General features: G+C 72.4%; 19 protein-coding genes. 12 read left to right on the top strand and 7 right to left on the bottom strand.

What is annotated here, in order from left to right; all coding sequences use genetic code 11:
* Positions 1-192 precede the first annotated feature (192 nt).
* Positions 193-882: a Crp/Fnr family transcriptional regulator gene (locus OG730_RS36090; RefSeq protein ID WP_327308188.1), complete on the bottom strand. Its 690-nt coding sequence runs from the start codon at positions 880-882 to the stop codon at positions 193-195.
* Positions 883-1,036: 154 nt separating this feature from the next.
* Here OG730_RS36090 and OG730_RS36095 point away from each other — a divergent pair, with 154 nt between their 5' ends.
* Positions 1,037-1,567: a Pycsar system effector family protein gene (locus tag OG730_RS36095; protein ID WP_327308189.1), complete on the top strand. Its 531-nt coding sequence runs from the start codon at positions 1,037-1,039 to the stop codon at positions 1,565-1,567.
* Between the two features lie 26 nt (positions 1,568-1,593).
* Here OG730_RS36095 and OG730_RS36100 read toward each other — a convergent pair whose 3' ends face one another.
* The gene (locus tag OG730_RS36100) at positions 1,594-2,532 is read right to left on the bottom strand and encodes a M56 family metallopeptidase (RefSeq protein WP_327308190.1); all 939 of its coding nucleotides are present in this window, start codon (positions 2,530-2,532) and stop codon (positions 1,594-1,596) included.
* Between the two features lie 116 nt (positions 2,533-2,648).
* Positions 2,649-3,254, bottom strand: coding sequence for a DUF5134 domain-containing protein (locus tag OG730_RS36105; RefSeq protein WP_327308191.1), 606 nt, complete (start codon positions 3,252-3,254; stop codon positions 2,649-2,651).
* Between the two features lie 145 nt (positions 3,255-3,399).
* On the opposite strand from OG730_RS36105, the gene OG730_RS36110 reads away from it, so the two are divergent.
* Positions 3,400-3,939, top strand: coding sequence for a GNAT family N-acetyltransferase (locus OG730_RS36110; protein ID WP_327309562.1), 540 nt, complete (start codon positions 3,400-3,402; stop codon positions 3,937-3,939).
* 79 nt (positions 3,940-4,018) lie between these two features.
* On the opposite strand, the gene OG730_RS36115 is transcribed toward OG730_RS36110, so the two are convergent.
* Together OG730_RS36115 and OG730_RS36120 are read right to left on the bottom strand one after the other, a co-directional pair.
* On the bottom strand, positions 4,019-4,711 hold the full coding sequence (locus OG730_RS36115) for a glycerophosphodiester phosphodiesterase (RefSeq protein ID WP_327308192.1): 693 nt from the start codon (positions 4,709-4,711) through the stop codon (positions 4,019-4,021).
* 192 nt (positions 4,712-4,903) lie between these two features.
* Positions 4,904-5,527 carry a PadR family transcriptional regulator gene (locus OG730_RS36120; protein ID WP_327308193.1) on the bottom strand — a complete coding sequence of 208 codons (624 nt, stop codon included), beginning with the start codon at positions 5,525-5,527 and terminating at the stop codon, positions 4,904-4,906.
* A gap of 49 nt (positions 5,528-5,576) precedes the next feature.
* On the opposite strand from OG730_RS36120, the gene OG730_RS36125 reads away from it, so the two are divergent.
* From OG730_RS36125 to OG730_RS36150, 6 genes are all read left to right on the top strand, one after another.
* Positions 5,577-6,704, top strand: coding sequence for an LLM class flavin-dependent oxidoreductase (locus OG730_RS36125; RefSeq protein WP_327308194.1), 1,128 nt, complete (start codon positions 5,577-5,579; stop codon positions 6,702-6,704).
* A 307-nt stretch (positions 6,705-7,011) separates the two neighbouring features.
* The gene (locus OG730_RS36130) at positions 7,012-7,881 is read left to right on the top strand and encodes an alpha/beta hydrolase (protein WP_327308195.1); all 870 of its coding nucleotides are present in this window, start codon (positions 7,012-7,014) and stop codon (positions 7,879-7,881) included.
* 81 nt (positions 7,882-7,962) lie between these two features.
* On the top strand, positions 7,963-9,378 hold the full coding sequence (locus OG730_RS36135; RefSeq protein WP_327308196.1) for a DUF6421 family protein: 1,416 nt from the start codon (positions 7,963-7,965) through the stop codon (positions 9,376-9,378).
* A 26-nt stretch (positions 9,379-9,404) separates the two neighbouring features.
* Positions 9,405-10,166 carry an SDR family NAD(P)-dependent oxidoreductase gene (locus OG730_RS36140; protein WP_327308197.1) on the top strand — a complete coding sequence of 254 codons (762 nt, stop codon included), beginning with the start codon at positions 9,405-9,407 and terminating at the stop codon, positions 10,164-10,166.
* A gap of 38 nt (positions 10,167-10,204) precedes the next feature.
* Positions 10,205-11,281: a threonine aldolase family protein gene (locus OG730_RS36145; RefSeq protein WP_327309563.1), complete on the top strand. Its 1,077-nt coding sequence runs from the start codon at positions 10,205-10,207 to the stop codon at positions 11,279-11,281.
* Between the two features lie 76 nt (positions 11,282-11,357).
* Entirely contained in the window at positions 11,358-11,957 is a 600-nt protein-coding gene (locus tag OG730_RS36150) for a transglutaminase-like domain-containing protein (protein ID WP_327308198.1), read from the top strand.
* Here OG730_RS36150 and OG730_RS36155 read toward each other — a convergent pair.
* On the bottom strand, positions 11,893-13,299 hold the full coding sequence (locus tag OG730_RS36155; protein ID WP_327308199.1) for an MFS transporter: 1,407 nt from the start codon (positions 13,297-13,299) through the stop codon (positions 11,893-11,895). The genes OG730_RS36150 and OG730_RS36155 overlap by 65 nt on opposite strands.
* A 227-nt stretch (positions 13,300-13,526) precedes the next feature.
* Between OG730_RS36155 and OG730_RS36160 the strand changes: the two genes are divergently transcribed.
* Entirely contained in the window at positions 13,527-14,744 is a 1,218-nt protein-coding gene (locus OG730_RS36160) for an alginate lyase family protein (RefSeq protein ID WP_327308200.1), read from the top strand.
* Between the two features lie 88 nt (positions 14,745-14,832).
* On the opposite strand, the gene OG730_RS36165 is transcribed toward OG730_RS36160, so the two are convergent.
* Positions 14,833-15,555 carry a lysophospholipid acyltransferase family protein gene (locus tag OG730_RS36165; RefSeq protein WP_327308201.1) on the bottom strand — a complete coding sequence of 241 codons (723 nt, stop codon included), beginning with the start codon at positions 15,553-15,555 and terminating at the stop codon, positions 14,833-14,835.
* A 322-nt stretch (positions 15,556-15,877) separates the two neighbouring features.
* On the opposite strand from OG730_RS36165, the gene OG730_RS36170 reads away from it, so the two are divergent.
* The 3 genes from OG730_RS36170 to OG730_RS36180 all read left to right on the top strand — a co-directional run bounded on the left by OG730_RS36170 (position 15,878) and on the right by OG730_RS36180 (position 17,881).
* Complete coding sequence (locus OG730_RS36170) at positions 15,878-16,198, top strand: TlpA family protein disulfide reductase (protein ID WP_327308202.1); 321 nt, start codon at positions 15,878-15,880, stop codon at positions 16,196-16,198.
* A gap of 151 nt (positions 16,199-16,349) precedes the next feature.
* Entirely contained in the window at positions 16,350-16,895 is a 546-nt protein-coding gene (locus OG730_RS36175; RefSeq protein WP_327308203.1) for a flavin reductase family protein, read from the top strand.
* 200 nt (positions 16,896-17,095) lie between these two features.
* Positions 17,096-17,881 (top strand): electron transfer flavoprotein subunit beta/FixA family protein, encoded by a 786-nt coding sequence (locus OG730_RS36180; RefSeq protein ID WP_327308204.1) that lies wholly within the window; start codon positions 17,096-17,098, stop codon positions 17,879-17,881.
* The last annotated feature ends 21 nt before the right edge of the window (positions 17,882-17,902 follow it).

A 17,902-nucleotide genomic window follows, 5' to 3' on the forward strand; every position in this document is an offset into this window, starting at 1 on the left:
TGTCCGTACGGCGCCGCGGACGACCGGCCCCCCTCCTGCCGGTGGTCCGCGGCGCCCACCGTCAGGTCTACGCGCCGTCGGCGGGGGCCACAGCGTCAGATGGCGCACAGGGCGCACGGGACGCACAGGATGCGACGGGCGTAGCAGGCGTTCCGTGCGTGCGGGGTGGCCCGCGGTGGGGGACCGGCCGGGTCACTCCTGTGACCGGAGCCGCATCCCCTGGAGATCGAGGACGAGGGTGCGCCCCCGGCTGGTGCTGACGAGGCCGGAGCTCTGCAACGCGCGCAGGCAACGCACCACCGATTCCCTGGAGATGCCCGCGGCGCCCGCCAGCTCCTGCTGGTTCATCCTCACCTCGATGGCTCCCGGCGGTTCCGGTACGCCGACGCCGTGCCGCACGGCGGTTTCGAGGAGTACGCGCGCGAGCATCGCCGCGGCGGTCCGGGCCCCGTGCTCGGCGCGCAGGCCGTCGGAGTGGCGGAGCCGGGCGATGACGCTGCGCAGGACGGCCAGGGTGAGCGTGGCGTGCAGGCTCAGGACGCGCTGGAAGGCCTCGGCGCCGATGACCACGCCCTCGAGGCGTTCGAGCGCGGTGACCGTGGCGGAGCGCACGGTGCCGTCCAGGCAGGAGAGTTCACCGACGAGTTCGCCCGGTCCGCGCAGCGCCAGGACACTGGTGTACCCGTTGTCCGACTCCGCGGTGATCTTGGCGAGTCCGCTGATGACGAGGACGACGGAGTCGGGAGGTCCGCCCTCCCGCATGAGGCGGTCGTGGCGGTTCCATACGCGGACCCGGCCGGCTCCGCGAAGGAGCAGCAACTCGTCCGCCGTGAACGGCTCGTACGCTCCGGACCGGCCGTTTCCGGCTCCGTGTGGTGCCACTGGTTCTCCCCCCTCGGGCCCAGGCGCTCGAACGGTAGTACGTGGATCGGGGGGTGGGCCGCTCAACCGCCCTTCTGAGTCGGCTGACGCAGATCATTGCGCCGCGCGGCGCAATACTGCGGCGTGGTACCGGACCTTCGGTGAGGAGAGGTAAATGTCTGATCCAGCCCCGGTTTCGCCGCCGCCGCAGGCTCCTCCCCAATCGGCGCAGAACGCTACAGAGACGGCGTGGCGCGTCCACGCCGCGTTGATCGACTGGACCGGAAAAGTTGACGCGAAAGCGGCGTTCGCGCTGACCATCGAATCGGCCGTGCTGGCCCTGGCCGCGACCCTGTCGCGCCCCCTCGCCGACCTCGGCGGCAGCCGGCGCGCCGTCTTCCTCGCGGGTGGGGCGGTGGTCGCCGCGGCCGCGCTGTTCGCGATGGTCGCGGTCTTCCCCCGGATGAACGGGCGTACGGTGCGCCGCGTTTCAGCCGGTGACCTCGTCTACTTCGGCCACATCCGGCACTGGGATCCGGCCGAGCTCGCCCTCACCCTGAGGACGACGGACCCGCTCCCCGCCCTCAGCCGTCAGCTCGTCGCGATGGCACGGGTCGTGTGGCGCAAGCACCGCTGCGTGCAGGCGTCGTTGTGCGCCGCGGCGCTCGGGGCCGCGCTCCTCGCGGTGTCCGTGGCCGTTCCCTGAGCCCCGCGAAGCCCGGGGCGCGGCCCTCAGGACAGCGCGCCGAGTCCCGGTCCGAACGCCACCAGCAGCGGGATCGCCGGAGCCAGGGTCGCCAGGGCCGTCAGCCGCATCCGGCGCACGGCCGACAGCCGGGGGGCGGCCGCCAGCAGCCGCCGGACCCGCTGGGGGACGTGTGCGTGCGGCGCGGGGGACGGGCCGAAGACCCCGCGGTCCTCGTTCAGGCCGATCAGGGCGAGGGCGGTGGTCAGGCGCCCGTACCGCCGCGAGGCCACGTCGTCGGCCGCCAGCTCCACCAGCCGGTGCATCTGCGCCTCGAACGCGGCGAAGACCGGGACCCGCGGGAACCCCCCGGACAGCGCCCGCGAGCAGTGCAGCAGCCAGTCGTGCCGGGCCGCCGCGTGCCCCTGCTCGTGGGCCAGTACGGCGTCCAGCTGACTCCCCTTGAGCCGGCCCAGCGCCGCCGTCGTGACCACCAGCTGCGGCAGCGGACCCGGCAGCCACCAGCTGTCGGGCCGCTGCCCCTCCAGTACCACGAGCCGCGCCCCGGTGGCCTGCTCGCCGGGCAACAGCGGTGCCCGCAGCAGCAGTTCGGCGCCCTGCGCACGCCGTCGGGCGCGGGCCCGCAGGATCTCCCGGGCCAGCATCGCCCCGGTCCACAGCCCGCCGCCGGCCAGCGCGACGGCGGTGCCCGCGGCCCAGAGCCCGCCCGCGGCGTCCAGCGCGTAGGCGTCGACCACGCCGTGCGGGGCCGGGGCGAACAGGCGGCCCCGCACGGCGTGCCAGGCGGCGGCCGCGCTCAGCAGCATCGACAGGGCGAAGCACAGGAGCACGGCGCCCACCACGCACTGCCACGCCCAGAGGGCCACGACGGGCTCGCGCTCGGGCCATTCGGCCCGAGCCAGCAGGCGGGGTGCGAGCACCGCGGTCAGGGCGCCGAGCAGCAGGAGAACGGCGGGGACCATCATGGGTCCAGCCTAGGAGCGTGCGACTACCTGCGGGTATGGTCCGGGCCAAGGGTGACGCAGGACACGTTTGGCCGTCCCGCTCCGTCCCCCTCCGTTCCGTCCGTGGCTCCGCGGCCTCACATCGTGAGCAGCATCGCCAACATGCCGATTCCCATGGCGAGTCGGCAGGCCCGGATCACTTCCGCCGGTCCGGCGGGAGCGCCGGCGCCGACCGCGCCGACCGCGGCACCCCCGGCACCCGTGGTGCCTGCGGCGCCCGAGGCGCCGACGGTGACCAGCCGGGCGCCGCCCAGCACCACGTACCCCGCGTAGTAGACGAGCAGCAGGCCGGTGAGCAGCGGCAGCCCGGCGCCCTGCCCGTGGGCGTGGCCCGAGGATCCCGGCGCCGCGCCCGCGCCCGTCCCGGCGGCCAGCGCCATGTAGACCATGGTCAGCGAGCCCACCAGATGGTGCGCGTGGTGCGGGCCCCCGCGCAGCAGCCACAGGGCGTGCAGCGCCGCCCCGCAGAAGACCGCGCCCAGCACGGGCGCCTGCCAGCCGCCGCCCAGCCGCAGTGGCACCGCCATCAGGGCCATGCCGAAACCCATCGCCGCCTCCCCGGCCGCCGCTCCGCCGCCGGCTCTCCCCGCGCGCCGCAGACAGTACGCCCCGCTCACCGCGCAGAGCAGGACGAGGAGCCAGGCGGAGACGGTGGTGGAGAGGGACGTGGCGGGACCGTGCACGGCGGAACCTCCCGGTTCGTCGGCTTCACCGGAAGAGATGCCCCCTTCACACGGCCATCACGCCGGGCGAGGTTAGGCTCTGTGCGACCACCGGAAGACGCATATCGCATGACCTCGCGTGACCCAGCGCAGAACGGAGCCCTCGATGCCGAGCGCCGCCCCCCAGGCCTTGACCTACCGCAGTGCCGTGGAGGCGGACATCCCGGAGCTCGTGGAGCTCGTGGAATCGGCGTACCGGGGGGATGCGAGCCGCGGCGGCTGGACCACCGAGGCGGACTTCCTGGACGGACAGCGGACCGACGCCGAGGACGTGGCCCGGATCGTCGGCCACCCCGACGGCATGCTCCTCGTCGTGGAGCGTGCCGGCGAGATCGTTTCCTGCTGTCACCTCGAACACCGCGGTGACCACGTCTACTTCGGCATGTTCGCGGTCCGTCCCGGGCAGCAGGGCGGCGGGCTGGGCAAGGCGGTCATGCTGGAGGCCGAGCGCCGCGCGCGTGAGCAGTGGGCGGCCAAGGAGATGCGGATGACCGTGATCAACGTACGGGAGGAGCTCATCGCCTTCTACGTGCGCCGCGGTTACGAGCGCACCGGCGAGATGAGCCCCTTCCCCTACGGGGACGAGCGGTTCGGCGTTCCGCTCCGCGACGACCTGGCCTTCGAACTGCTGGTCAAGACGCTGTAGTCGCGGGGGCGGGGGCGGGGCCCACGGGACGGGCCGTCCGTGGGCCGACCGCCGTGCGTGCCGGTCTCGCTCCGGGGGGTCAGGCGGTGAAGCGGCCCGTGGAGCGGATCTCCGGGAAGTCGGTGAGCACGCCGTCGAGTTCGAGGGCCCGCGCGAGGCGCAGCCGCTCCAGCGTGTTGACCGTCCATCCCGTCACGCGCAGTCCGGCCTCGTGCGCCGCCTCCACGGTGTGCAGGGTGAGGTGGCCGATGTTCAGGGCCACCGTCTCCGCGCCGGCCAGCGCGGCCCGGGCGACGACCTCCGCGGCGTCCGCCGGGGTCTGGTTCGCGTAGAGCACGGTCCGTACGCCCGGCACCAGCCGGGCCGCCTCCACGAGCACCTCGTCGCGGAAGGAGGCCACTTCCACCCGGCCGGTCAGGTCGCGGCGCTGCAGCAGCTCCGCGAAGGTCCCGACGGCGGCGAGGTCGTGGACCTGGATCCGGAGCGGGGCGCGGACCGCGTCGAGGACCTCGTCCAGGACCGGCACGTGCTCGCCGTCCCCGGCGTCCAGTTCGCGCAGTTCGGCCAGGGTCAGGTCGGCCACGGCTCCCGAACCGTCGGTGGTCCGGTCGACCTCGGCGTCGTGCAGGACGACGAGGGCGCCGTCCTTGCTGAGCCGCACGTCCAGCGCGACGACGTCCATGCCGGAGCGTTCCGCGCGGACGAACGAGCGCAGCGTGTTCTCCGGTTCGACACCCATGACCCCGCGGTGTCCGATGGTGAGGAAAGTCAAGGTTCTCATCCTTCCGTCGACGGCGGCTCCCCGCGCGGTCGCGGTGTCCCGACCGGCCGCGCGTGATGTGAGGCGCATGCTAGTGCGCCCCGCATGCGATGAAACCGCCTTTGCGGGGCCTCGGCAATGCCGTCCGGCCGCTCCCCGACGGGCCCGCCGGGGGTTGGGGAGCCCCCGGCGCGGCCCACGTGGTCACCCGGGCGTGGGCGCGTCCCCACCGGCTTGACGTTCCCGCGCGTGCGGGCCCTGCGGACCGTCCAGGTCCGCGAGCAGGGCGCGCGTCAGCTCCAGTTCGGCCAGGTGCTGGCGTTCGCTCCAGCGCAGGGCGAGCACGGGGAACGCCCAGTCGGGCTCGGTGGCCGCGTGCGCCATGGCCTCCCGTACGGAGGCCAACTCCTCGGTGGTGCGCTCCAGATGCTCCGTCACCATCGTGCGCAGCCGCTCCGGCTCGGCCAGGTGCCCGAGCCAGACCCGCAGCAGCAGACCGTGTTTGAGCACCGGGGGGCCCGCCTCGGCGACGTCGGAGGCCCAGCCGGCCAGCGCCTCGCGCCCGGCGGGGGTGATGCCGTAGCGGCGCTTGGCCCGCGCCTCTTCGGGTCCGGAGCGCACGGAGGCCGCGTAGCCGAGCTCCTCCAGGCGGCGCAGTTCGGCGTAGATCTGGCTGATGGCCGGGGACCAGTAGAAGAAGCGCAGCGAGGAGTCCGCCCACTTCTTCAGCTCGTAGCCGGTCCGCTCCCCGGGGAAGGAGAGCAGACCGAGGACCGCCCACGCGGTCGGTGGAAGCTCTTGCTTCTTCGACGTCTGACTACTAGTCATATTCCGAATAGAAGTGAGACCGGGTACGGGACGCAACCCTGGGGGCACCGTGAAATTCTCCGTGATCTTCGAAGCTCAGCTCGCCGACCCGACCGTGGAACGGGAGCACCAGGTCATCCGGGACTGCGTCGAGCAGGCGGTGCTCGCCGAGCGGATGGGGTTCGACCGGATCTGGGCCGTGGAGCACCACTCCTTGAAGTGGTACGCCCACATGAGTGCTCCCGAGATCTTCCTGACCTGGGTGGCGGCCCGGACCAACACCATACGCATCGGCCACGGCGTCGTGTGCATGCCCTTCGCCTTCAATCACCCCGTCCGGGTCGCCGAGCGCGCCGCGATGCTCGACCTGCTGTCCGGCGGGCGGGTCGACCTCGGGGCCGGTCGGGGCGGCACCGTGCAGGAGACCTCGCTGTGCGGGGTGGACAGGGACCGCACCACGGCGGAGGTGGAGGAGGCGCTGCGCATCATCGGGAAGGCCTGGCAGGAGGAGGAGCTGGAGTACCACGGGGAGCTCATCGACATCGATCCGCACCCGATCCTGCCGCGGCCGAGCCAGCGGCCCCATCCGCCGCTGTTCCTCGCGTGCAGCCGGGCCGAGACCCTGGTGCAGGCCGCGGAACTGGGCGTCGGAGCGCTCGTCATGGGATTCGCCGGGCCGGATTCCATCGCGGGGATGCGCTCCGTCTACGACGCCGCGATCGCCGGCCGGGACGGCGGCCGGTTCGTCTCGACGGCCGTCAACGACCACTTCTCGGTGCTCTGCCCGACGATCGTGCTCGACGACCCGGAGGAGGCGCGGCGGATCGGGATCCGGGGGCAGCGGTTCTTCGCGCAGTCGATCGGCCACTGGTACGGCGGGGCGGGGGTGCCGGACGAGGCGGTGGTCGCGGGCGCCGACGAGGGGGCGGAGATGCGCAGGGCGGCCGAGCAGGTGGTGGCCCGGCTGCACGAGCAGGACATCCCGGTACGGCCGACCGCGACGGCCACCTTCAACGCGGACCACGCCTACGGCAGCGCGGACGAGGCGATCGCGTACGTGGAGCGGCTCCGGGAGGCGGGGGCCGACGAGATCATGTGCCTGATCCAGATGGGCACCGTGCCGCAGGAGGCCTGTCTGGAGACCCTGCGCCAGTGGGGCGAGAAGGTCATCCCGCACTTCGCGGACCAGCGGGCGTAGGGCCGCCGCGATGGCCGCCGGGGCTGGTAAAGCAGATCGGGTCCACGGGGCCGAGGGGGCCGACGGGTCCCACGGGTCCCACGGGGCAGGCAGGGCCCACGGGGCTGGTGGGCTCGCCGGGCGGGCCAGGGGCGATGGGGTCAACGGGCCTGATGGGGGCGTAAGGGGCACGGGGGCCGCCGGGCCCGGCCGGCCCGACCGGCTCGATCCCGGCGCCCGGCCCTACGCCGACGCGCTCGCCTCCCTCTTTCCCGACCTCGGCGGGCGCGTCACCGATGCCGACGAGGCCCGGCGGATCCTCGCCGCGGTGCCCGCGACGGCCCGGCCGGCCGTCGTGGGGGCCGTGGAGGACCGGGAGGTCCCCGGCCCGGCCGGGGCGCCGCCGGTCCCCGTACGCGTCTACTACCCGGACCCCGAGCGGTGGCCCGGGCCCCGGCCGACCGTGGTGTTCTGTCACGGCGGCGGCTGGGTCCTCGGCGACCTCGACGGCTACGACGCCACCGTGCGGGCGCTGTGCCGGGCCTCCGGCGCCGTCCTGCTCTCCGTGGACTACCGGCGGGCGCCCGAGGCCCGATTCCCCGCCGCGGTCCACGACGCGTACGCCGCCCTGTGCTGGGCGGCCGCGCACCTCGACGAGCTCGGCGGGGATCCGGACGCCCTGGTCGTGGCCGGCGACAGCGCGGGCGGGAACCTCGCCGCCGCCTGCTGCCTGCTGGCGCGCGACCACGGGGGCCCCGCCGTCGCGCTCCAGGTGCTGATCTACCCCTGCCTGGACGCCGGGCAGGACACCGGGTCCTACCGGAGCAACGCCGAGGGGTACTTCCTGACCGCCGCGCACCTGCGCTGGTTCTGGGAGCAGTACCTCGGCCCCGGCGGCGACGGCGGCCATCCGCTGGCCTCCCCGCTCGCCGGGGACCCGCAGGGGCTGCCGCCCGCCCACGTGGTGGTCGCCGGCTGCGATCCGCTGCGGGACGAGGGCGAGGCGTACCACCACCGGCTGCTCGGCGCCGGGGTCCGTTCGGCCCTTGACTCCCACCCCGGGATGTTCCACGGATTCCTCGCGCTGGACGGAGTGCTCCCCGAGGCCCGCCAGGCCTTGGCGCGCCTGGGCGAAGCAATCGCCTCCACGCATGACAACGGGAAGACTTCCCGTGAAACTGGGGGTGACGCAGGATAATTTCCCGGATCTCCTCTTGAGTGGAAGAGCCTCACCCGCTTACGCTGTGCCGACGTGAGGTTCTCCTGTGGAGGAAGTGACATGACGGAAACTCTTGTGCCGGGTATCGGCGGTGCCGTGATAACCGCCGGTGTACGGGTGGTCGACTACCCGGCGTGGCCCGAGCTCAAGGCCGCCGTGGAGGAGATCCGGCCCTGGCAGTCGGCCGACGGCTCCATCGACTTCGAGGCCGAGGGTGAGCACGCCCGTGCCACCGTCCAGGCCGCGGTCGAGCGCGTGATCGAGGGCATCGAGGCGCTGTCGCCGCTGCTCCCGCACGCGGCCGCGTACCACCGCGCCCTCGTCGGCGACCTGCGCAAGTGGGCCGACGGCGGCTTCGGCGTGCCGGACTTCCTCGACTCCCTGCTGGCCTTCGCCCCGGCCGCCGAGCGCGCCGACGGGCTCCAGCACCTCGTGGTCTTCCCGATGTACACCCAGAACGGCAACCCGGACCGCAACCTCGAAGCCGTCGTGCTGAAGATGGTGTGGCCCGAGTGGCTCTCCGAGCTGGAGCGCACCCGGTACGACAACCCGCTCTTCCTCGGCATCACCTTCGAGGACTTCACCCCGGGCTACGACACCCACTCCGCGGTGCTCTTCCCGGAGACCATCGCGGTGCGCGAGGCCCCCGAGCGCTTCACCTGGGGCGGCATCTTCTGCGACCGCGAGGCCGCCCGCTACCGCAAGGTCACCGAGGCCGCCGTCGACATCCTGGGCATCGACCTGCCCGAGGACATCGCCCGGATGGTCGAGGACCAGGAGCGCTGCGAGAAGGCCTTCGTCCTGTGGGACATGGTCCACGACCGCACGCACAGCCACGGCGACCTGCCGTTCGACCCCTTCATGATCAAGCAGCGCCAGCCGTTCTGGATGTACGGCCTCGAAGAGCTGCGCTGTGACCTCACCGCCTTCAAGGAGGCCGTGAAGCTGGAGTCCGAGGGCAACGAGCACGGCCGCGACGTGCAGTACGCCGTCCTCTTCGACCGGATGTTCCGATTCCCGGTCTCCGGCGACCGCAACCGCAACTACGACGGCCTCGGCGGCCAGCTCCTCTTCGCGTACCTCCACAAGCACGACGTGGTGCGCTGGACGGACAACAAGCTGAAGATCGACTGGATGCGTGCCCCGCAGGTCACCAACCAGCTGTGCGCCGACATCGAGGACCTCTACCGGGCCGGCATCGACCGCCCGAAGCTCGTCCACTGGTTCAAGGCGTACGACCTGGTCGCCGAATACCTCGCTCCCCACCCGGGCTCCAAGTGGGCCAAGGGCCCCGACGCCCTGGACCTGACGCAGCCGCCGCGCAAACTCGTGGACGACGTGCTTCCGGACGAGTTTCCGCTGAGCATGTTCTATGAGGCCCTGGCCAAGAAGCTCAAGGGCGTGATCGCCTCGACCAAGGGCATCACGGCAGGGAACGCCGCGGAACGCGAGACCGCCGCGCGGGTCGCCGCGTGAGCGCTCGCCCACAGGAGGCTGCACAGATGAACGGCTCCGGTAACGGAAACGGGAAGCTCCACGGGGCGGTAGTGGCGGTGGCGGGGGCCGGCGGGCCCGCGGGCCGCGCCACCCTGCTCCGCCTCGCCGAGGCGGGAGCCGTGGTCATCGCGTCCGACGCCGACGCGGCCCGCCTCGCCGAGGCGGTGGACGCCGCGCGCTACGCCCACGGCGGCGCCACCATCACCGGTGACACCGTGGACCTGCTCGACCTGGAGGCCACCAAGGCCTGGGCCGAGCAGACCGAGAAGGAGTTCGGCCGCATCGACGGCGTGGTCCACCTCGTCGGCGGCTGGCGCGGCAGCAAGACCTTCACCGACGTGGACCTCGCGGACTGGGACTTCCTGGAGAAGCTCCTCATCCGCACCGTCCAGCACACCTCGCTCGCATTCCACGACGGGCTGCTGCGCAGCGACCGCGGACGCTACGTCCTGGTCAGCCAGTCCGGTGCGCACAAGCCGGTCGCCAACAACGCCGCGTACAACGCGGGCAAGGCGGCGGCCGAGGCCTGGACGCTCGCGATGGCGGATTCCTTCCGCAAGGCGGGTGGCGAGGACGGTCCGCAGGCCGCTGCTGCGATCCTGGTGATCAAGGCATTGGTACACGACGCGATGCGCGCCGAGCGTCCCACTGCGAAGTTCGCGGGCTTCACCGACGTCAAGGAGCTGGCCGAGGCCATCGCCGGCGTCTGGGAGCGGCCCGCCACCGATGTGAACGGACAGCGCCTGTGGCTCACCCCCCAACCGTGAAGACCGGTGCCGCGAAGGCCGGTGCCGTGAAGACCGCGATACGCAAGTCCGCCGCGCGGACCGACGCCCGCCGGCACCACGACCCGGCGGTGCGCGGTTTCGCGAGCGACAACTACGCCGGGATCCACCCGGAGATCCTCGCGGCCATCGCGCTCGCCAACGGCGGCCACCAGGTCTCCTACGGCGACGACCAGTACACCGAGAACCTGCGGCAGGTCTTCCGCGGCCACTTCGGCGCGGACGCCGAGGCCTACCCGGTCTTCAACGGCACCGGCGCCAACGTGACCGCCCTGCAGGCGCTCACCGACCGCTGGGGCGCCGTGATCTGCGCCGAGTCGGCGCACATCAACGTGGACGAGGGCGGTGCGCCCGAGCGGATGGCGGGCCTCAAGCTGCTCACCGTCCCCACGCCGGACGGCAAGCTCACCCCCGAGCTCATCGACCGGCAGGCCTGGGGCTGGGAGGACGAGCACCGGGCGATGCCGCAGGTCGTCTCGATCACCCAGAACACCGAGCTCGGCACGGTCTACACCGTGGACGAGGTCCGTGCCATCTGCGAGCACGCGCACGCCAAGGGCATGAAGGTCCACCTCGACGGTGCCCGGATAGCCAACGCCGCGGCCTCGCTCGACGTACCGATGCGCAGCTTCACCAACGCGGTCGGCGTGGACGTGCTGTCCTACGGCGGCACCAAGAACGGCATGATGGCCGGCGAGGCCGTCGTGGTGCTGAACCCGGACTCCGTCCGGCAGATGAAGCACATCCGCAAGATGTCGATGCAGCTCGCCTCCAAGATGCGCTTCGTGTCGGTACAGCTCGAAGCGCTGCTCGCGAAGGACCTGTGGCTGCGCAACGCCCGCCACGCCAACGCGATGGCGCAGCGGCTGGCGGCCGGAGTGCGGGAGACCGACGGGGTGGAGATCCTTTACCCGGTGCAGGCCAACGCCGTGTTCGCACGGCTCCCGCACGAGGTCTCGCGACGGCTGCAGGAGCGCTACCGCTTCTACTTCTGGGACGAGATCGCGGGCGACGTCCGGTGGATGTGCAGCTACGACACCCAGGAGGAGGACGTGGACGGCTTCCTCCAGGCCCTCAAGGAAGAGCTGGCCCGCTAGACTCGCCGGCCTTCCTCGAATCCTGCGTCATAAATCTATAGGCATGCAGTCGAATGCATCAGTATGCTCCTGGATCATGGAATTGATCCAGGAGCATACTGATCTTGCCGCCTATCTGGCCGCCGATGACGTGGTCGATCACGGGCATCCCCTGGTCGAAGAGACCGCCGACGCCCTGTGGACCGCCACCGGCGATGCATATTCATACGCCAAAGCGGCCTTCGAATTCGTCCGTGACACCATCCCGCACTCCGCCGACTCCGGCGACGACCGCGTCGCCTGGCGCGCCTCCGACGTCCTCGGTACGCGCAACGGGATCTGCTACGCCAAGGCGCACGCGCTGACCGCGCTGCTGCGCGCCCGGGGCATCCCGGCCGGCCTCTGCTACCAGCTGCTGGGCGACGACGACGGAACCAACCTCGTCCTCCACGGCCTCGTCGCACTGCGCCTGCCCGGCGGCGAGGGCTGGTCCCGGGTGGACCCCCGGGGCAACAAGCCCGGTGTGGACGCCCAGTTCACCCTGGACCGCGAACAACTCGCCTTCCCCGTGCGCCCGGAGCTCGGCGAGATCGATTACCCCGGGCTGTACGCGGCCGCGCACCCGGCCACCCTCAAGGCGCTCCAGGAGTCCGCGGACCGGGCGCGGTTGTGGCGGAACCTGCCGACGGGGCTGTAGCCGACGGGTCCAAGGCCGACGGTCCCGTAGGCGACGGACCCGTAGGTGCCGGCCCGGTAGGTGCCAGTCCCGCGGCCGCCAGTCCTGCGGCCGCCAGTCCTGCGGCCGCCGGTTCGGCGACCGCCGCCGGGTCGGCAGCCGCGGAGCCGGCGGCCGTGGCCGCGTCCGGCCCCCGGTCGGGGCCGCGCGCCGCCACGGCGGTGTGCAGCAGGGCCGCGGCCAGTTGCAGGGCGGCGATCGTGAGGACCAGGATCCAGGGCGGCGCGTCGGCGGCGAGCCCCACGAGGGCGGCGCCCGTGGACGCGGCCGTCACCTTCAGTCCGGCGCCGAGCGTGAACACCTGGGTCCGCGTCCCGTCGGGTGCGAACTCCGAGCGGATCCGCAGGGTGGCCGTCAGCAGCGGCCCGTCGCACACCCCCGCCGCGGCGAACGCGACGGCCGCGAGCGGGAGGGACGGGGTGAACGCCGCCACCGTGAGCGCCACCCCGGTCGCCGCCATGGCCCAGCGGGCGAGCCGGCCCGGGGGGACGGTCGTGATCCTGCCCAGCGTCAGGGAGCCGGTGAGGGCGCCCAGGGCGAATGCGGTCATCAGTACGCCGCCGCCGCCCGGGCTGCCGAGTGAGGTCGCCAGGAGGACCGAGGTCACGGTGAGCGCCCCGAGGCCCAGGAAGGCCAGGGTCGTGGCCGAGGTGATGGCCCGCAGCTGCCGGATCCGCCACAGGGCGGCCAGCCCGGCGCCCATCCCGACCCGGGGTGCGCCGGGGCCCGGTTCCCGGCTTCCGAGCGGACTCCCGTACGGAAGGGTCGCCGCCAGCGCCGCCGCCAGGGCGCCGGACGCGGCCAGGAGCCCCATCGCGGGCCCGGCCGAGCCGAAGGCCGCGACGAGGCTCACGGCCGCCGGGGCGGTCACCGCCGCGCCGTTGTAGGTGGAGGCGTCCCAGCCGTACGCCCGGTCGCGCTCGGGGCCGGCCGGGACCAGCCCCGCCACCAGGCTCGACAGCCCGCCCGTCACCATCGGCCCGCAGGAGCCGCCGAGCACCGCCACCGCGAGCACCACGGGCGTCGGAGCCCGCCCGAGCAGCAGGGCCAGGGCCGCCACGGCCGTGGTGAAACCCGCCAGGGCGCCCACGTGGAAGAGGCGGGGCCGGCGCGACCTGGCCGCGGCGGTGCCCGCGAGCGGAGCCGCGAGCACGTGCGGGGCCAGCCAGGCGGTCAGGACGAACGCGCCGTGGGCGGCGCTCCCGGTGCGCTGGAGGGCGAGCAGCACGACGGCCATGCCCATGCCCTCGGAGGCGAAGCGCGCCGCCAGTGCGGCGGCCAAGTACCGTCCGAGCCCCGGCATTCCGGCCCCTTTCGCCCTGTGTCCGGATGACGTGGCAGAAGGATGTGAGGTTACGTCATACGGGTGTAGGGCGAAAGCATCGCGATTTTCGGTCAATAGGAAACTTTCCTGTCTGACATCGTTGTCAGCGTGGCGTGGGCATGCGTATCTTCGGCCGCAGGATTCCCCCCACGGAACCCCATGGAACCCCCCGATCCCCCCACGGACCCTCCGAAGGAAGGCGCTTCATGCGTTACGGAGTCCCCGCCGGGCTGCTCGCCGCGGCCCTCGGCCTGGTCGCGGCGCTGACCCTCGCCCCCACCTCCGCCGCCGTCACCCCGGACACCCCCACCCCCGCCGTACCCGCCGCCGCCCCCGCGGCCTTCGCCCACCCCGGAGTCCTGAACAGTCGCGCCCAACTGGACTTCGTACGGGCCAAGGTGCAGGCCGGGCAGCAGCCGTGGAAGGCGGCGTTCGACGACATGCTCGCGAGCCGGTACGGCTCGCTGTCCCGGACGCCCAAGCCGCGCGAGATCGTCGAATGCGGCTCCTACTCCAACCCCAACCTCGGCTGCACCGACGAGCGGGAGGACGCGATAGCCGCGTACACCGACGCGCTCGCCTGGTACATCACCCGCGACGCCCGGTACGCGAAGAAGTCCATCGAGCTGATGGACGCCTGGTCCGCGCGGATCAAGGACCACACCAACAGCAACGCCCCGCTGCAGAGCGGCTGGGCGGGCTCCACCTGGCCGCGCGCGGCCGAGATCGTCAAGCACACCTACTCCGGCGGCTGGCCGAACCAGGGGCGCTTCGCCACGATGCTGCGCGAGGTCTACCTGCCCGAGGTGATCGGCGGCAAGCCGAACAGCAACGGCAACTGGGAACTGATCATGATGGACGCCGCCGTCGGCATCTCCGTCCACCTCGACGACCGCGCGAGCTACGACAAGGCGCTGGCGGTCTACCTAGGCCGGGTGCCCGCCTACTTCTACCTGGCCTCCGACGGGCCGCAGCCCGCGTACCCCCCGCGCTCCACGATCGACACCAGGAGCGAGCTGATCGACTACTGGCACGGCCAGAGCACCTTCGTGGACGGCCTGGCGCAGGAGACCTGCCGGGACTTCGGCCACACCGGCATGGGCATCGCGGCGGCCATGCACGTGGCGGAGACCTCGCGCATCCAAGGGCGCGACCTGTACCCGGAGTTCAAGGACCGGTTCCGGCACGCGCTGGGCTTCCACGCCAAGTTCGAACTCGGTGAGGCCGTGCCCTCCTGGCTGTGCGGCGGGAGCCTGACCAAGGGCCTGGGTCCGGCCACCGAGGTCGGCTACAACGCCCTGCACACCCGGCTCGGCGTCACGATGGAGAACACCCGGCGGCTCACCGAGGGCCGCCGACCGGCGGGAACCGAGAACCACTTCGAGGCGTGGGAGACGCTGACCCACGCGGACAACCCGAACTGACGCACCCGCGCCACCGCGGAGCGCGGTACGGCGGAGTGCGGCCCCGCCCGATGGGCGGGGCCGCACTCGCCGGCGGTGCGAACGGGCCTCAGCCGGCGTCCTTGACCTGCGCCGGGGTCGGCGCGGTGCCGCCGAGGTGGGCCGGCAGCCACCAGGAGTCCTCGGCGCCCTTGGGCTTGGCCGGATAGGCGGCCTGGGCGGCGTCCAGCAGCTCCTGCACGCGCTCGCGCAGCCGGCGGGTGATGGCCCCGGCGTACTGGTCGGCGGGCGCCTCCAGCGGTTCGCCCACCCGCATCGTCACCGGGATGTGGCTGCGCTTGAGGTCCTTGGGGCGGCCCTTGGTCCACATCCGCTGCGTTCCCCACAGGGCCACCGGGATCAGCGGGACACCGGCCTCCTGGGCCATGCGCGCCGCACCGGACTTGAAGCTCTTGAGGGTGAAGGACTGGGAGATCGTCGCCTCCGGGAACACGCCGATGATCTCGCCGGAGCGCAGCGAGTCGAGCGCGTGCTGGTAGGCCGTCTCGCCCTGGGCGCGGTCCACGGGGATGTGCTTCATGGCGCGCATCAGCGGACCGGACACCTTGTGCCGGAACACCGACTCCTTCGCCATGAAGCGGACGAGCCGTTTCTGCGGGCGCGCGGTCAGCCCGGCGAAGATGAAGTCGAGGTAGCCGATGTGGTTCGACACCAGGACGGCCCCGCCCTTGCGCGGGATGTTCTCGGTGCCCTTCATGTCGATGCGGACGTCGAGCGCACGGAAGAGGGTGTGCGCGGCACCGATAACCGGGGGGTAGACGAGCTCAGCCATGGTGGGGAGACCCCGCTTTCTGCCTGGAGGTGCTCCCGGCCGGAAGTTACGGCAGCGTAGGTACGCGGCCATGGGGATCGTGCCCCATACGGGAGCCGCAGGCCAGCCCAGACGCCCGTGCCCGGCGAGATTCTCGTCACGCCGGGAATGCGGCGGGTCCGCGGAGCGCTCCGATCAGCGTACGACCGTACCGGGATGATGGACGAGCGGCCGGACGGGCCGGGTGACGGCGGAGACGGGGGACCGGGTGCGCGCAGGTGAGCGGGACGATGGCTTGGGCTCGGGCTCGGGTGTGGGTGTGGGCTCGGGCGAGAGCGAGACCGTGAGCGAGAGCGCGAGCCGGCTGGGCGTCGCCGAGCTGGGTGCCGAGCCGGGGGAGCGGGCGACGCTCGTGCAGTTCTTCAGCGCCTTCTGCCAGCCTTGCCGGGCCACCCGGCGGATCCTGGACGAGGTCGCGGCCATGGTCGGGGGCGTTCGGCACATCGAGATCGACGCCGAGAAGAACCTGGACCTCGTACGGGTCCTGGGCATCGAGAAGACCCCGACGGTACTGGTCCTGGACGCGGCCGGCCGGATCGTTCGGCGGGCCGTCGGCATGCCGCGCAAGGCGGACGTGATCGCCGCCCTGGGCGCCGCCGTGTGACGCGGGGCGCGTCCGGTGGGCCGGTACGCGCGTCCGCACGCAGCGTGACGCGCCCTACATCTGACCGTTGAGGCTTGACTGTGTACACGAGAGATCGCCAGGCTTGCGATATGCGGTATGAACTCCTGCTTTACGGACGGGGCACCTTCTGATGACGGCTCCGACAGCTCCGTCCCCACGGGCCGGCGCAGGCCTGCCCGGCTCGCCCGCGCTGTTGCGCTCGGTGTTCCGCCGGCACGCCGCGGGCGTCGCCGTGATCACTGCCGAGAGCGGCGGCCGGCCGGCCGGTTTCACCGCCACCTCGCTCAACTCGGTCTCCGCCGACCCCCCGCTGCTGTCGTTCACCATCGGCACCGGGTCCTCCAGCTGGCCCGCGGTACGGGACTCCGAGCACCTCGGGGTCCACATACTCGGCGAGCACCAGGGGGAGTTGGCCGGCCTGTTCGCCCGCAACGGAGCCGACCGCTTCGGGCCCGCCACCGACTGGGCGCCCGGCCCGCACGGTGTGCCGGTGCTGGGCGGAGTCCTGGCCTGGCTGGTGTGCCGGGTGGTGGCGCGGGTTCCGGCCGGCGAGCACCGGGTGATCATCGCGGAGGCGGTCGCCGGGGACCCGGCGGGGGACCCCGTGGGGGATCCGGGCGGCGAGGGCCGTCCGCTGCTGTACCACCAGGGGCGCTTCAACGCGTTGCGGGACTGAATCGTCCCTGCTGGGGCCGGTTCCGCCGGCGTTGGCCAGATCACAGTTCACCGGCCTTGCAACCTGGCGGCACCCGCTGTGTACTGACGAGTAACATTCCTGACGGGGCGCGGGTCGCCCCGGCGGGAACGGCCCGAGATGGCGCCTATGCTGCCTGAACAAGGCGGTACCAGAAATGTCGATGCGGTAGGAGAGCCGGCGTGAGCCTGAGGATCGTTGTCTGTGTGAAGTACGTGCCCGACGCCACTGGCGACCGGCAGTTCACCGAAGACCTGACCGTCAACCGTGACGACGTCGACGGCCTGCTGTCGGAGCTCGACGAGTACGCCGTCGAGCAGGCGCTGCAGATCGCCGACGAGGCCGACGACGCGGAGATCACCGTCCTGACGGTGGGACCCGAGGACGCGAAGGACGCGCTGCGCAAGGCGCTGTCGATGGGTGCCGACAAGGCCATCCACGTCGAGGACGACGACCTGCACGGCAGTGACGTCATGGCCACCTCGCTGGTGCTCGCCAAGGCGATCGAGAAGGCCGGTTACGACCTGGTCATCACCGGCATGGCGTCGACCGACGGCACCATGGGCGTCCTCCCGGCGATCCTGGCCGAGCGCCTGGGCGTCCCGCAGGTCACCCTGCTCTCCGAGGTCAAGGTCGAGGACGGTGTCGTCACCGGCCGCCGCGACGGTGACACCGCGAGCGAGCAGCTCCAGGCCTCCCTCCCGGCGCTCGTCTCGGTGACGGACCAGTCGGGCGAGGCCCGTTACCCGTCCTTCAAGGGCATCATGGCCGCCAAGAAGAAGCCGGTGGAGTCCTGGGACCTGGAGGAGCTGGAGATCGAGTCCGACGAGGTCGGTCTCGAAGGCTCCTGGACCGCGGTCGACTCCGCGACCCAGCGTCCGGCCCGCACCGCCGGCACGATCGTCAAGGACGAGGGCGAGGGCGGCAAGTCGCTGGCCGAGTTCCTGGCCGGCCAGAAGTTCATCTAAGAGCTTCGGCCATCCCTCGAC

Origin of the sequence: Streptomyces sp. NBC_01298 (assembly GCF_035978755.1) — a bacterium.
In the GTDB taxonomy this organism is placed as follows: Bacteria; Actinomycetota; Actinomycetes; order Streptomycetales; family Streptomycetaceae; genus Streptomyces.

Coding starts and splice junctions, on each gene's coding strand:
- OG730_RS36095 (WP_327308189.1), top strand. CDS start 1,037: ATGTCTGATCCAGCCCCGGTTTCGCCGCCGCCGCAGGCTCCTCCCCAA.
- OG730_RS36100 (WP_327308190.1), bottom strand. CDS start 2,532: ATGATGGTCCCCGCCGTTCTCCTGCTGCTCGGCGCCCTGACCGCGGTG.
- OG730_RS36110 (WP_327309562.1), top strand. CDS start 3,400: ATGCCGAGCGCCGCCCCCCAGGCCTTGACCTACCGCAGTGCCGTGGAG.
- OG730_RS36120 (WP_327308193.1), bottom strand. CDS start 5,527: ATGACTAGTAGTCAGACGTCGAAGAAGCAAGAGCTTCCACCGACCGCG.
- OG730_RS36135 (WP_327308196.1), top strand. CDS start 7,963: ATGACGGAAACTCTTGTGCCGGGTATCGGCGGTGCCGTGATAACCGCC.
- OG730_RS36140 (WP_327308197.1), top strand. CDS start 9,405: ATGAACGGCTCCGGTAACGGAAACGGGAAGCTCCACGGGGCGGTAGTG.
- OG730_RS36150 (WP_327308198.1), top strand. CDS start 11,358: ATGGAATTGATCCAGGAGCATACTGATCTTGCCGCCTATCTGGCCGCC.
- OG730_RS36155 (WP_327308199.1), bottom strand. CDS start 13,299: ATGCCGGGGCTCGGACGGTACTTGGCCGCCGCACTGGCGGCGCGCTTC.
- OG730_RS36160 (WP_327308200.1), top strand. CDS start 13,527: ATGCGTTACGGAGTCCCCGCCGGGCTGCTCGCCGCGGCCCTCGGCCTG.
- OG730_RS36165 (WP_327308201.1), bottom strand. CDS start 15,555: ATGGCTGAGCTCGTCTACCCCCCGGTTATCGGTGCCGCGCACACCCTC.
- OG730_RS36175 (WP_327308203.1), top strand. CDS start 16,350: ATGACGGCTCCGACAGCTCCGTCCCCACGGGCCGGCGCAGGCCTGCCC.